Annotated in this window: 11 protein-coding genes; 1 reads left to right on the top strand and 10 read right to left on the bottom strand. The window is 65.7% G+C overall.

The window, feature by feature from the left end; genetic code table 11:
• Positions 1-45: 45 nt before the first annotated feature.
• From DFO68_RS04460 to DFO68_RS04450, 3 genes are read right to left on the bottom strand one after another with little or no spacing between them, the layout of a single operon-like run.
• On the bottom strand, positions 46-1,548 hold the full coding sequence (locus DFO68_RS04460; protein WP_133482476.1) for an aldehyde dehydrogenase: 1,503 nt from the start codon (positions 1,546-1,548) through the stop codon (positions 46-48).
• On the bottom strand, positions 1,545-2,933 hold the full coding sequence (locus DFO68_RS04455; RefSeq protein WP_133482474.1) for an aspartate aminotransferase family protein: 1,389 nt from the start codon (positions 2,931-2,933) through the stop codon (positions 1,545-1,547). Before DFO68_RS04455 ends, DFO68_RS04460 begins: the two co-directional genes overlap by 4 nt.
• 28 nt (positions 2,934-2,961) lie before the next feature.
• Positions 2,962-3,729, bottom strand: coding sequence for a gamma-glutamyl-gamma-aminobutyrate hydrolase family protein (locus DFO68_RS04450; RefSeq protein ID WP_133482472.1), 768 nt, complete (start codon positions 3,727-3,729; stop codon positions 2,962-2,964).
• Between the two features lie 259 nt (positions 3,730-3,988).
• Between DFO68_RS04450 and DFO68_RS04445 the strand changes: the two genes are divergently transcribed.
• Complete coding sequence (locus DFO68_RS04445; protein WP_133482470.1) at positions 3,989-5,365, top strand: glutamine synthetase family protein; 1,377 nt, start codon at positions 3,989-3,991, stop codon at positions 5,363-5,365.
• Positions 5,366-5,445: 80 nt separating this feature from the next.
• On the opposite strand, the gene DFO68_RS04440 is transcribed toward DFO68_RS04445, so the two are convergent.
• The 7 genes from DFO68_RS04440 to DFO68_RS04410 form a co-directional block, all read right to left on the bottom strand.
• Positions 5,446-6,045, bottom strand: coding sequence for a glycine zipper 2TM domain-containing protein (locus tag DFO68_RS04440; RefSeq protein WP_133482468.1), 600 nt, complete (start codon positions 6,043-6,045; stop codon positions 5,446-5,448).
• A gap of 332 nt (positions 6,046-6,377) precedes the next feature.
• Positions 6,378-7,670, bottom strand: coding sequence for an NAD(P)/FAD-dependent oxidoreductase (locus DFO68_RS04435; protein WP_133482466.1), 1,293 nt, complete (start codon positions 7,668-7,670; stop codon positions 6,378-6,380).
• A 152-nt stretch (positions 7,671-7,822) separates the two neighbouring features.
• Positions 7,823-8,896, bottom strand: a complete 1,074-nt coding sequence (locus DFO68_RS04430; RefSeq protein ID WP_133482464.1) for a polyamine ABC transporter substrate-binding protein — start codon at positions 8,894-8,896, stop codon at positions 7,823-7,825.
• 56 nt (positions 8,897-8,952) lie between these two features.
• The gene (locus tag DFO68_RS04425; RefSeq protein WP_133482462.1) at positions 8,953-10,320 is read right to left on the bottom strand and encodes a glutamine synthetase family protein; all 1,368 of its coding nucleotides are present in this window, start codon (positions 10,318-10,320) and stop codon (positions 8,953-8,955) included.
• Positions 10,321-10,450: 130 nt separating this feature from the next.
• Complete coding sequence (locus DFO68_RS04420) at positions 10,451-11,515, bottom strand: ABC transporter substrate-binding protein (protein WP_133482460.1); 1,065 nt, start codon at positions 11,513-11,515, stop codon at positions 10,451-10,453.
• Positions 11,516-11,556: 41 nt separating this feature from the next.
• Positions 11,557-12,354, bottom strand: coding sequence for an ABC transporter permease (locus DFO68_RS04415; RefSeq protein WP_133482458.1), 798 nt, complete (start codon positions 12,352-12,354; stop codon positions 11,557-11,559).
• Positions 12,351-13,274, bottom strand: a complete 924-nt coding sequence (locus DFO68_RS04410) for an ABC transporter permease (RefSeq protein ID WP_133482456.1) — start codon at positions 13,272-13,274, stop codon at positions 12,351-12,353. Before DFO68_RS04410 ends, DFO68_RS04415 begins: the two co-directional genes overlap by 4 nt.
• Positions 13,275-13,278: the final 4 nt, after the last annotated feature.

Here is a 13,278-nt window from a genome sequence, read left to right as displayed (position 1 = left end):
ACCCTAGGATGCCGGCCTCGCCGCTTTCATGCCGAGGAACGCAGGTCAGGTGGCCAGCGACATCCACACGCTCTTGAGATCGGAGTACTCCTGCAGCGAGTGCATCGACTTGTCGCGACCGTTGCCGGACTGCTTGACCCCGCCGAAGGGCATGGTCTGGTCGCCGCCGGCCCAGTTGTTGACGAACACCTGGCCGGAGGCCAGCCGACGCGTCACGCGCATGATGCGGTCGATGTCCTGGCTCCACAGGCCCGCGGCCAGGCCATAGACGCTGTCGTTGGCCAGTTCGATGGCCTCCTCCTCGCTGTCGAAACCGAATACTGCGAGCACCGGGCCGAAGACCTCCTCTCGACCGATGGTCATCGCCGGGGTCACGTTATCGAACACCGTGGGTGGAATGAACAGCCCCTTGCCCTCCAGCGCCTCGCCACCGCAACGCAGCCTGGCCCCCTCCTCGACGCCCTGGCGGATGTAGTCGAGGATGCGGCGATGCTGTGTCTCGTCGACGATCGCCCCCATGAAGCTCTGCGGGTCGAGCGGGTCGCCGGGCTGCATCTGTTCGGCGGCGGCCAACACCTTTTCGACGAAGGCCTCGCGAATCGCGTTTTCCACCAGCAGCCGGGAACCGGCGATGCACACCTCGCCCTGGTTGTGGAAGATCGCCTCGGCGGCATGGCGGGCCACGCGGTCAAGATCCTTGCAGTCGGCGAAGACCAGATTGGGGCTCTTGCCGCCGCACTCCAGATAGAGGCGCTTGAGGTTCGACTGGCCGGCATACTGCATCAGCTGCTTGCCTACGCCAGTGGAGCCGGTAAAGGCCAGGCAGTCGACCTGCATGGAGAGCGCCAGCGCGCGGCCCACGGTGTGGCCAAAGCCCGGCAGCACCTGGAAGACACCGCGGGGCAGCCCCGCCTCACGGGCCAGCTGGGCCAGGCGCAGCGCCGACAGCGGCGACTTCTCCGAGGGCTTGAGGACCACGCTGTTGCCGGCGGCCAGCGCCGGGGCGATCTTCCAGGCGGTCATCATCAGCGGGAAGTTCCAGGGCACGATGGAGGCCACCACGCCCAGCGGCTCGCGCAGCACCAGCGCCAGGGTCTCCTCGCCGGTGGGGGCAACCTCGCCGAAGAGCTTGTCGATGCACTCCGCCTGGTAGCGAAAGCAGGCGATGGCACCGCTCATGTCACCCAGGGAACTGGTCACCGGCTTGCCCATGTCCAGGGTATCGAGCAGCGCCAGCTCGTGCTTGTGGGCCTCCATCAGCTCCGCCAGGCGCAGCAGCACCTTCTTGCGCCGCGCCGGCGCCAGGCGTGACCAGGCGCCACCGTCGAAGGCTGTCCGGGCATGGCCCACGGCGATCTCGGCGTCGGGGCCGTCGCAGCTGGCGACCCGGGCAAGCACCTCGCCGGTGGCCGGATTGAGGGTGTCGAAGGTCTCGCCGCTGGCGGCATCGACGAAGGCGTCATCGATGAAGGCGCGCGACTCGAGGGTCAGGCCGGCGGCCAGGGCCTGCCAGTCGGCCAGCGTCTTGGGAGATTCGGGACGGCTCATGCGGGTCTCTCCTCGGGTTGCGGTTCGTCGGCGACGCTGGCCGCCAGGCACCGCGCGGTCTCGTCCAGCGCCTCGCGGGCCAGGGTCACCAGGTCATCGATCTGCTCGCAGGTGATCACCAGGGGTGGGGCGATGATCATCGTATCACCCACCGAGCGCATCACCAGGCCATGGCGGAAGCTGATGTCGCGGCACAGGTTGCCGGCGGCCAGGGCCTTGTCGAAGCGCTCGCCGGTGGCCGGGTCGATGAGCTCCAGCGCGCCCATCAGCCCCAGCGAGCGGGCCTCGCCGACCAGCGGATGATCGCCCAGCGTGGCCCAGCGGCGCGCCAGGTAGGGCCCCAACTCATCGCGGACACGCTCGACCACGCCCTCGGTCTCCATGAGCTCCAGGTTCTTCAGCGCCACCGCGGCACACACCGGGTGGCCGGAGTAGGTGAAGCCGTGGAAGAACTCGCCGCCCTCCTCGATCAGGGTGTCGGCGACCCGGTCGCCGACCAGTACCCCGCCGATCGGCAGATAGCCGGAGGACAAGCCCTTGGCGATGGGCATCAGGTCGGGGGCGAGATCGAAGTGGACGCTGCCGAACCATTCGCCCAGGCGGCCGAAGCCACAGATTACCTCGTCCACCACCAGCAGGATGTCGTACTTCGCCAGCACCGCCTTGACCGCCGGCCAGTAGCTTTCCGGCGGCATGATGGCACCACCGGCGCCCTGCACGGGCTCGGCGATAAATGCCGCCACCCGAGCTTCCCCCAACTCCTGTATCTTCGTCTCCAGGGCCGCCGCGCACTGACGGCCGAAGGCCTCGGGATCCTGGTCGCGCCCTTCACCGAACCAGTAGGGCTGACGCACGTGGGTGATGCCCGGCACGCCGGGGCCGCCCTGGTCGTGCATCGGCGCCATGCCGCCCAGGCTCATGCCGGCCACAGTGGAGCCGTGATATCCGTTCTCGCGACCGATCACCCACTGCTTCTCCGGCCTGCCCTCGAGCGCCCAGTAGCGGCGCACCATGCGCAGCACGGTGTCGTTGGCCTCGGAGCCGGAACCGGTGAAGAAGACATGATTGAGGTGCTCCGGCGCCAACGCGCAGAGCTTCTCGGCGAGCTTCACCGCCGGCGGGTGCGTGGTCTTGAAGAAGGTGTTGTAGTAGGGCAGTTGGCGCATCTGCTCGGCGGCGGCCGTGACCAGCTCCTCGCGCCCGTAGCCCAGGTTGACGCACCACAGGCCCGCCATGCCATCGAGAATCCGGTTGCCCTCGGCATCGAAGATGTAGACCCCTTCGGCGCGTTCGATAAGGCGACTGCCCTCTTCGCCCAGTGCCTTGAAGTCGGTGAAGGGGTGCAGGTGGTAGGCACGATCCAGTGCCTGCAGGGAATGCGTCATGCTGGCTCTCCAGGTTGGAACGACGGTCTCAGGCGCCGACGCTGGTTGACGACAGACGGGCACCGCGATAAACCCCGCAGGCCGCGGCGAAGGCCCGGAACAGGGCGTCATACAGCGGGTGCTCGCGGGGCTTCCACTCGGGATGCCACTGCACCGCCAGGGCGAAGCCAGGAGCACCGGTCACCGAGATCGCCTCGACGAGCCCATCCGGGGCCACGGCCTCGGCGACGAGTCCCGGTCCCAATTCGGCGATACCCTGCTGGTGCAAGGAGTTGACCCAGGATACCGACGCGCCATAAAGGGCCGAAAGCCGCCCACCCGGCAGGATGGTCAGCTCATGGGCAGGCGCATACTTGGCGTCGCGATCGCCCTGCGGCTCACGATGGTCGAGCATGCCAGGCACCTGCTGCAGGGCTTGATGAAGAGTGCCGCCAAACGCCACGTTGAGTTCCTGGCAACCGCGGCAGATAGCGAACAAGGGCAGGCCCAGATCCAGGGCGGCAGGAATCCAGCTCAGCGCCGCGGCGTCGCGATGGGGGTCGCCGCGGGTATTCTCCGGGGCGCGTTTAGCACCGTAACGCTGCGGCTCGACGTTGGTGTAGCTGCCAGTAAGCAGCAGGCCATCGAGCGACGTCAGCAGCTCGCTCTCCACCGCGTCCTCCCATACCGGCAGGATCACCGGCGCCAGACCATAGTCGCGCAGGGCGGAGAGGTACTTGTCGGTGACCATGTGCGCGGGGTGGCCTTCCACTTCGCGGCGGCAGGCAATCACGCCTACCAGGGGTCGAGTGCGCATGACGCTCTCCTCGAAAGACGCATTGATGGCTGTTGTGCTGCACCCAACATATCGCCGTTGATTAAGATTGCCAAGCCCCGCAGCAACGCCTCCCGGCGATTATCAACACAACTCTATGTTTCAAAAAATTAAAGATGATATATCAGGTATTTCTCCGCCATCATTGCATGCCACGCCACGTAAAAGATTTGACAACAAGGATGAGGGCTTCAAAGATGACAGCCACCCCTGCAAAGACCCACAGCCGATAGGTGGCCCCATGTCCTCATCCCCTGCCGATGAAGCTCGCGACTTCCTCGACCGCCATCCCCACGTCGACAGCATCGACCTGCTGATCAGCGACCTCAACGGCGTGCTGCGCGGCAAGCGTATCCCTCGCAACAACCTCGAAAAAGCGTTTTACGACGGCGTCAACCTGCCGGCGTCGGTGTTCGCCCTGGACATCCTGGGCAACACCATCGAGGCCACCGGCCTGGGTCTCTTGAACGGCGATAGCGACCGGCTCTGCCGACCGGTAGCGGGCACCCTGATGCCGAGCCCCTGGCTGCGTGAGGCCCGCCAGGCGCAGCTGCTGATGACCATGACCGAGGCCGACGGGACACCCTTCTTCGCCGATCCCCGCCAGGTGCTCGATCGGGTGCTGCAGCGTTTCCGGCGAGCCGGGCTGACGCCCATGGTCGCCGTGGAGATGGAGTTCAGCCTGGTCGATCGCCAGCGCGACCCGCTGGGCATGATCCAGCCGCCCTGCTCACCGACGACCGGCGAGCGGGCCGCGCAGAGCCAGCTCTATTCGATCAACGAGCTCGACGAGTATGCCGAGCTGCTCGAGGAGATTCATGCCGCCGCTCGGACCCAGCGGCTGCCGCTGGACACCGCCCTCAAGGAGTGCGCGCCGGGACAGTTCGAGATCAACCTGATCCACTGCGATGACGCCCTAGCGGCTTGCGACAGCGCGGTGCTGCTCAAGCGCCTGATCAAGGGCGTGGCGTTGCGCCATGGTTTCGAGGCCACCTTCATGGCCAAACCCTATGGCCAGCAGGCCGGCAACGGCACCCATGTCCACATCAGCCTGCTTGACGAGGCGGAGAACAACGTCTTCGCCGCCGAGGATGGCGCCCCGCTCGGCACGCCGCGGATGCAACACGCCGTGGCTGGGCTGCTCGCGCTGATGCCCGCCTCCATGGCCCTGTTCGCCCCCAACCTCAACTCCTTTCGCCGCTTTCAGGCTGGCCTCTACGTGCCGATGGCGCCGACCTGGGGCTACGACAACCGCTCGGTGGCGTTGCGCATCCCTTCAGGCCCCAACGCGGCGCGGCGCATCGAGCACCGCGTGGCCGGTGCCGATGTCAACCCCTACCTGCTGCTGGCGACCCTGCTCGGCGCCATCGACCACGGCATGGCACAGCAGCTGGCACCGCCGCCGGCCATCACCGGCAACGCCTATGACCAGGTCGTACCGAGCCTCACCAACAGCTGGTGCCAGGCCTTGGAACTGCTGGAGCAGAGCGAGCCCCTGGCCGAGGCACTGGGCGAGGACTTCCTCAGGGTTTTCCTGGCCAACCGCCGTGCCGAGCGCGACCTGGCCCTGCAGGCGGTCAGCAAGCTCGAGTACGACTGGTACCTGCGCCATGTCTGAACGGGCCATGCCATCGACAACGACGCCGCCCCGGCCGTCACTGGCCGGGGAGGTATCTTGCATGACCAGATGCAGCTCGCTCAGCCACCTTGCGAGGTGACGGCATTCCACTGCGGCCGCCCCTCCTCGAGTCGCACCCGATCGCCCTGGGGCGGGCTGTCCAGGCGGCTGGTCTCGAGCGTCTCGCCGTGGCGCCAGGTAACCTCGTAACCCTCGGTCTGCTGATGGGTATCGACCACGGTCCGGCATTCCTGGCGGGTGGTGGTACGCGGCTGGGACTGCGCCGCCTGGGCATGCTGACGCGCTTCGACGCGCTCCTGGACCTCGCGGCCGGCCAGGCCGCCGCCGATGGCGCCGGCAAGCGTGGCAATCTTCTTGCCGCTGCCACCCCCCACCTGGTTGCCGAGCAGCCCGCCAACGATGGCGCCGGCCGCGGTGCCCAGCACACGGTGGGGATCCCGGCTGGCCCCCGGCCCCGAAGAGGCCTGCGGCGGCAGTTGCACGACCATCTCCTCGCACACCTCGCGAGGGGTCTCCACGGTGCGCGTCAGGGCCTCCACGTTGGTGATCTCGGCATACTCGGGGCCGCGCTGCTGCTCCTGGATCTGCCAGGCCCCGTAGCCCAGCCCGCCCAGTCCCAGCACGGCCAGGCTAGCGCCTATCACGATCGACTTGCTCATCTGTCACCTCCTGGGGGACGCCGTTGCGCCTCTTCATGATCACGAGGCTCAGGGAGATGCGTGATGGAAAAGGGGGCGATGGTGAGGGCACATCCTGTGCCTCTCGAGAATCGCCTTCAGTATAAGCCCCGAGATGCACGACATCAGGGGCATGCCGTGAGTTTCACATTTCCTGACCTGCTGTCACTGGATGGCGACGACCCAGGCGGTCAGTCAAGCCAGGGCTCGCTCTGCTCCAGCAGGTTGGGTTGCGCCATGAGCTCCAACGCCTGGTCTATTTCCACATGGCTGGATACCAACGAGGATGGCGAGACAGTCGGCCTCTGTTGAGCTCAAACGCCAAGCTTGTCGCGGGTCTGATAGTACCAGGCGCCGATGGCCGACAGCGGCACCCGCAGCAGGCGTCCGCCGGGAAACGGCAGCTGCGGCAGGCCGGCGAAGGCATCGAAGCGCTCCTCGCGCCCCGTCATCACCTCGGCGATCAGCCGTCCGGCCAGATGGGTGCAGGTGACGCCGTGCCCCGAGTAGCCCTGGGCATAGTAGACGTTGCCGTTGACCACGCCGAACTGCGGCAGGCGGTTGAGGGTCATCAGGAAGGTGCCGCTCCAGGCGTAGTCCACCTTGACGTCGTCGAGTTCAGGGAAGGTGGTGAGCATCTTGGGGCGGATGACGGCTGTGATGTCAGTCGGGTCGCTGCCGCCGTAGTTGACCCCGCCGCCGTAGAGCAACCGGTTGTCACGGGTCAGGCGGTAGTAGTCGAGCAGGTAGTTGCAGTCTTCCACCGCCAGGCCGTTGGGGATCAGGGCACGGGCCCGCTCCTCGCCCAGAGGCTCGGTGGTGATGATCTGGGTGCCGCAGGGCATCGACTTTCCCTCGATCTCGGGCAACACGCCCTTGAGGTAGGCATTGCCGGCCATCACCACCCGCTCGGCGCGCACCCGGCCCTTAGCGGTATGCACTACCGCCGGCTCGCCGTGCGTCACGCCGGTGACCGGTGAGTATTCGAAGATGCGCCCGCCCAGCGACTCCACCGCGGCGGCCTGGCCCAGCACCAGGTTGAGCGGGTGCAGGTGGCCACCGCCGTGGTCCACCAGGCCCCCGGTGTAGCGCCGGGAGTTCACTTCGCGCGTCACCGCCTCCCCTTCGAGCAGTTCGAGCTCCCGATACCCATAGCGCTCCCAGAGCGCCTGGTGTTCGCGCAGCCCCTCGAGCTGCTTTTGATTGCAGGCGGCGAACAGGTTGCCATTCCTGAGATCGCAGTCGATGGCGTATTTGGCCACGCGCTCGCGGATGATGCGGTTGCCCTCGAAGGCCATGTCCCCCAGGGCCCGGGCGGTCTCGGCACCATACTTCTCCTCGATGACATCCAGGTCGCGGCTGTAGCTGTTGACGATCTGCCCGCCGTTGCGTCCCGAGGCGCCGTAACCGACCTTCACCGCCTCCAGCACCACCACCGAGAAGCCACATTCGGCCAGGTGAAGGGCGGCAGAGATGCCGGTGAAGCCGGCTCCCACCACGCAGACGTCACAGCTTACCTCGTCCTCGAGGGCGGAGCGCTCGGGGGCAGGGTTGGCGGTGGCGGCGTACCAGGACGCGGCATGATCGGGCTCGAACGAGACGGACATGGGGTCTCCAAGTGGAAACTTTATTCAACATATTGCTGCGATATTACGCGATATTTCGGTAGATTATCAATAAAATGGATCTATATACTTACCAAACAATGCCGCCGGAGGGATGATCCCTCCGGCGGCAGGCTCGTACGGGCAACCCGCGCTCAGCGGCTACGCGCCTCGTTCCACAGCTCCTGCAACAGTTCCAGCTCCTCTCCACTCACCGAGGGGGTGAAATGCAGGCGCTCGCGGGCGGCCTCGTCGGGCATCACCGGCGGCTCGCGCAGGGCATCGTTGACCAGCGGCAGTGCCGCCTCATTGGGCGTGGTGTAGAAGTTGTAGTTGGCCAGCTGGGCGGCTATCTCGGGACGCAGCAGGTACTCGATGAAGGCACGTGCGGCCTCGGGATTGGGCGCGCGCGCCGGGATCGCCAGCGCGTCGACCCAGCGCTGGGAGCCCTCCTTGGGGATGAAAAAGCCCAGCTTGCCATAGGTCTCGGGATCCCCCGCGCGCTTTCCGGCCAGGTCGCCGTTGTAGGCGACGCCGACGTGGATCACCCCCTTGGCCACCTGTTCGATGGCCGCCGTGGCGTCGACGAAACCGACGAAGTTGTCACGCCCACGGGTCTCGATCACCAGCCGTGCCGCCTCCACCCAGGGCGCCTGGCCCACGCAGTCGAAGCCGGCCCCCTGGAAGGCGCAGGCGGTGCCGAAGGTGAACTGGGCGTCCCCCTTGAGCAGCGCGAAGGGATAGTCGGCATTGACCTCGGGATCGTAGAGCAGCCCCCAGCTCGGCGCCGGGTCGGGCCAGGTCTCGGTGTTGTAGACGATGCCGGTGGCGCCCCACAGGTAGGGCACGGTGTAGTCACCCTCGGGGTCATAGCTCGGCGCGCGGAACTCCGCGAGGATATTGTCGTGACCCTCGAGCTCCTCGCCCTCGGCGGCAAGCGGCTGGATCAGGCCGGCGTCGATCAGCCGTGGCACGAAGTAGTCGGAGGGCACGATCAGATCGTACTGGGCATCGCCCCCGGCGGTAAGCTTGGAAAAGAGCTCAGCGTTCGAGTTGTAGTAGTTCTGCACCACCTCGATGCCCGTCTCCGTCTCGAAGGCGTCGATGATGGCCGGATCCATGTAGTCCGACCAGTTGAACAGCCTCAGCTTGCCCTCCTCGGCGCTCGCCGCCAGGCTGACGGCCGCCAGCCCCAGACCCGCCAGCCAGGCCCACTGTCGTAGCAGCATCTCGTCCCCTCCCTAATGATGGTTAACTCGAGTCGGGGCCGAACCCCGTCCCGGCACTATACCCGCAACAACAGATGCTCGCGTTCCCAGGAGCTGATGACCTGGAAGTAGGCGCGATGCTCGGCGCGCTTGACCGCCAGGTAGCTGTGGGTGAAGCGCTCGCCGAGGATGTCGGCCAGCGGCTGGCAGTCGTGCAGCAGGTCCAGCGCCGGACCGATGTCGTCGGGCAGCTTGTTGCCGCTGGACCAGGCGGAACCGGCCATCGGTGGGCGCGGCTCGAGACGGCCCAGCAGTCCCAGGTAGCCGCAGGCCAGCGAGGCTGCCATCACCAGGTAGGGATTGGCGTCGGCGCCGGCCAGGCGGTTCTCGACACGTGTCGCCTCGGGCGGTGACACCGGCACGCGCAGGCCCACGGTGCGGTTGTCCATGCCCCACTCCACGTTGACCGGCGCCGAGCCGCTGGTCTCGGTGCGCATCAGCCGGCGGTAGGAGTTGACGTTGGGCGCCAGCAGCGGCATCACCGCGGGCAGGTAGCGCTGCAGGCCGCCGAGGAAGTGGTGAAAGAGCTTGCTGGGCTGGCCATCGCCGTCGGCGAAGACATTGTGCCCGTCCTTGGCGTCGAGCAGGCTCTGATGGATGTGCATGGAACTGCCCGGCTCGCCCGCCATGGGCTTGGCCATGAAGGTGGCATACATGCCGTGGCGCAGCGCGGTCTCGCGCAGGGTGCGCTTGAACATCACCACCTGGTCGGCGAGGCGCAAGGGGTCGCCATGCTGGAAGTTGACCTCCATCTGGCCGGCACCCTCCTCGTGGATCAGGGTGTCGAGGTCCAGGTTCATGGCCTCGCAGTAGTCGTACATCTCCTCGAATAGCGGATCGAACTCGTTGACTGCATCAATGGAGAACGACTGACGACTGCTCTCCTGGCGTCCGGTACGCCCGATCGGTGGCTCCAGGGGATAATCGGAGTCGGTATTGGTCTTGACCAGGTAGAACTCCACCTCCGGGGCGATCACCGGCGTCCAGCCTCTCGCGACATAGAGCTCCAGCACGCGCTTGAGCACATAGCGTGGCGCGAGCTCCACGGGCTCGCCGGTCAGATAGAAGCAATCATGAATGATCTGGGCGGTGGGATCCTCGGCCCAGGGCACCAGGAATACGGCCTGGGGATCGGGCACCAATTCCATGTCGCGCTCCGCCGGGTTCCAGAAGCGGATGTCCTCGTCGTCGGGGTAGCCACCGGTGACGGTCTGGATAAAGATCGAGTCGGGCAGGCGCGGACGCCCGCCGTTGAGGTACTTGCCGGCGGGCATGATCTTGCCCTTGAGGATGCCGGTCAGGTCGCTGACCAGGCACTCCACCTCGGTGATGCCGTGATTCTGGAACCAATCGTTGAGGAGCGGTTGCTCCTGTCGGTTACTCATGGAGAAATTCCTTGCTCGGGATGGCGAGGCCCCCGGCCAGGAGGCGGTTGAACTTAACACTGATCCGCTGAGAAACCTGAATCTCTCACCCCGATCGGTCAAATCCGACAGCCTCCCAGGGAGCCGGCGCTCAGCGAGACTGGACCTCGGACCACAGCTGCTGGAAGGTCTGCAAGGCCTGGCCTTCCAGGCTAGGGGTAAAGCGCAGTCGCTTCATGTCAGCCTCACTGGGCTGCACAGGCGGCACGGTCAGCACCGCATCCAGATACGGCACGGCGGCCGCATTGGGGCTGGCATAGTAGTTGTAGTTGGAGAGCTGCGCGCCCACCTTGGCATCGAGGATGAAATCGATGAACTTGTGGGCCATCTCCGGGTTGGGTGCCTCGGAAGGAATGAGCATCGAATCCACCCACATCTCGGCGCCCTCGTCGGGGATCATGAAATCCAGGTTCGCGAAGGTCGCCGGGTCCTCCTCCTTGAAGAAGAGGTAGTCGCCGTTGTAGGAGAGCCCCACGTGGGTGACGCCGCGGGCCAGCTGCTGCAGCGCCGGTGTGCCGTCGGAGAAGCCGCTGAAGTTGTCGCGCCGCTTGGTATCGATCAGCAGCTGAGCGGCCTGCTTCCAGGCGTTCATGTCGGTGCAGTCATAGCCATGGCCCAGATAGGCACAGGCGCCGCCCATGCTGACCTGGCCATCGCCCATCAGGGCAAACGGATAGTCGGGATTGACCTCGGGGTCGAACAGCAGCGACCAGCTCTTGGGGGCATCGGGAAAGGTCGCGGTATTGTAGACGATGCCGGTGGTGCCCCACTGGTAGGGCACGCTGTATTCAGCCCCCGGGTCAAAGCTGGGATCCCGGAACTGCGCCATGACGTTATCCAGATTCGCGAGCTTCGACTTGTCGAGCTTCTGCACCAGGCCGGTCTGGATCAGCCGCGGCACATAGTAGTTGGACGGCACGATGATATCGTACTGGGAGACGCCGCCGGCATTGAGCTTGGCGAACATCTCGGGCAGCGAGTTGAAGTAGTTCTGCACGACGTCGACGTCGTACTTCTTCTCGAAGGCCTCGATGATCGCGGGATCCATGTACTCGGTCCAGTTGAACAGGTAGAGCTTGTTCTCCTGAGCCTGGACGCTGCCGGCCAGCAGCGCGGCGCCGATGGACAGGGCAAGTGCGGTCTTGTTGATTGTCATCTCGGACTCTCCTGGTTTCCCCATGGGGGCGGAATGCCGGCTCAAGCTGGCCGGCGACGGCTAAACATCAGGCTGATCACGGCAGCGACGGCCACCGCGCCGATCATCAGCGCAGCAATGGCATTGATCTCCGGCGACACGCCCTTCTTGATCGCCCCCCAGATGTAGATGGGCAGGGTCGCGCTCTCCGGTCCCGCGGTGAAGAAACTGATCACGAAGTCATCCACCGACAGCGTGAAGGAGAGGAAGAAGGCCGAGATCAATGCCGGCTTGATGGTCGGCAGCATGAAGTGGATAACGCGCTTGGTCGGCGAGGCATAGAGATCCTTGGCCGCCTCGAAGAGCGTCGGGTCCAGGCCCACGAAGCGCGAGTAGACGATCAGCGCCACGAAGGGAATCTGGAAGGTGACGTGGGCGATGATCATGGTGATAAGCCCCGGCTGCAGCAGCCCGGTGAGGCGATGGACCTGCACGAAGAAGGCCATCTCCGAGATGCCGAAGACGATGTCCGGCAGCACGATGGGCAGGTAGATCAGCACGATCAGCCAGCCCAGCTTGCGCTGGCGATGGCGGTACATGCCGTAGCCGATCAAACAGCCGATCCCCAGCGCGATCATCGATGAGCTGATGGCCAGTATCATACTGTTGGCGAAGGCCGAGAGGATCTCCTCGTTGCCCATCAGGCGGGTATACCAGCGCAGCGAGATGCCGGTGAAGGAGGCCGCACTGTTGGAGGCATTGAAGGAGAACAGCACCACGACCGCCAGCGGCAGGTAGAGGAAGGCCAGGGTGAACCACCAGAAGGCGGTCAGGCCGCGCTTGAGCGTGCGCTTTCTCATATCACCACCTCCTCGCCGCCACCCAGGCGCTTGCCGATGCGACGCATGACGAACAGCCCGATGAAGGTGGCGATCAGCATCAGGATCGCACCGGCCGCCCCCAGCGGCCAGTTGGCGCCGCCGGCGAACTGGTTGGCCACCAGGTTGCCGAGCATCATGCCCTTGCCGCCGCCGAGCAGCTCGGGGATGACGTACATGCCGAAGGCGGGGATCGCCACCAGCACGATGCCGGCCAGCAGCCCCGGCAGGGTCTGAGGAAAGACCGCGTGCCAGAAGGCGCGCACCGGCGAAGCAAAGAGATCCTGAGCGGCCTCCACCTGGGCGATGTCGAGCTTCTCGAAGGCGGCGTAGAGCGGCAACACCATGAACGGCAGGAAATTGTAGACCAGCCCCAGGGTCACCGCGAAGTTCGATGGATACAGCCCCATGTTGGGCGCGATCAGACCCAGCGACTCGGCAAGCTCGGAGAGCGGCGTGCCCGGCGCCAGCAGGTTCATCCAGCCGAAGGTGCGGATCACCTGGTTGGTCCAGCTCGGCACTACCACCAGCAGCAGCATGATCGGCCGCCACGTCTCGCGGCAGGTACTGATGTAGTAGGCGATGGGATAGGCCACGAGCACCACCAGGCCGGTGGAGACCAGCGTCTGCCACAGCGAGCGAAGTAGGGTATAGAGGTTGCCGGGGCTCCAGCCCAGGAAGCCGAAGCCAGCCAGGCGTCGGAAGGACTCCAGTGACAGCGGCATCTGCGGAAGGCCATAGGGGCCGTTGGTCATGAAGGCCACGCCCATCAGGTAGGCGGCGGGCAGCACCAGGAAGATCACGATCCAGCTGGCGCCGGGGGCCACGGTGAACAGCAGGTGCCGTGCCTCGCGCACCATGCCACGGCTGCGGGCGGAAGGCGTTACGCCGGTATAGGCCATGGAC

This window comes from Halomonas ventosae (assembly GCF_004361885.1).
Taxonomy (GTDB): Bacteria; Pseudomonadota; Gammaproteobacteria; order Pseudomonadales; family Halomonadaceae; genus Halomonas; species Halomonas ventosae_C.
The sequence above is the reverse complement of the archived record's forward strand: the minus strand, read 5'-3'. Positions and strand labels throughout refer to the sequence as shown.

Bases quoted from the DNA above. Each gene is read 5' to 3' on its own strand.
- DFO68_RS04460 (WP_133482476.1), bottom strand. From the start codon at position 1,548: ATGAGCCGTCCCGAATCTCCCAAGACGCTGGCCGACTGGCAGGCCCTG.
- DFO68_RS04455 (WP_133482474.1), bottom strand. From the start codon at position 2,933: ATGACGCATTCCCTGCAGGCACTGGATCGTGCCTACCACCTGCACCCC.
- DFO68_RS04450 (WP_133482472.1), bottom strand. From the start codon at position 3,729: ATGCGCACTCGACCCCTGGTAGGCGTGATTGCCTGCCGCCGCGAAGTG.
- DFO68_RS04445 (WP_133482470.1), top strand. From the start codon at position 3,989: ATGTCCTCATCCCCTGCCGATGAAGCTCGCGACTTCCTCGACCGCCAT.
- DFO68_RS04440 (WP_133482468.1), bottom strand. From the start codon at position 6,045: ATGAGCAAGTCGATCGTGATAGGCGCTAGCCTGGCCGTGCTGGGACTG.
- DFO68_RS04435 (WP_133482466.1), bottom strand. From the start codon at position 7,670: ATGTCCGTCTCGTTCGAGCCCGATCATGCCGCGTCCTGGTACGCCGCC.
- DFO68_RS04430 (WP_133482464.1), bottom strand. From the start codon at position 8,896: ATGCTGCTACGACAGTGGGCCTGGCTGGCGGGTCTGGGGCTGGCGGCC.
- DFO68_RS04425 (WP_133482462.1), bottom strand. From the start codon at position 10,320: ATGAGTAACCGACAGGAGCAACCGCTCCTCAACGATTGGTTCCAGAAT.
- DFO68_RS04420 (WP_133482460.1), bottom strand. From the start codon at position 11,515: ATGACAATCAACAAGACCGCACTTGCCCTGTCCATCGGCGCCGCGCTG.
- DFO68_RS04415 (WP_133482458.1), bottom strand. From the start codon at position 12,354: ATGAGAAAGCGCACGCTCAAGCGCGGCCTGACCGCCTTCTGGTGGTTC.
- DFO68_RS04410 (WP_133482456.1), bottom strand. From the start codon at position 13,274: ATGGCCTATACCGGCGTAACGCCTTCCGCCCGCAGCCGTGGCATGGTG.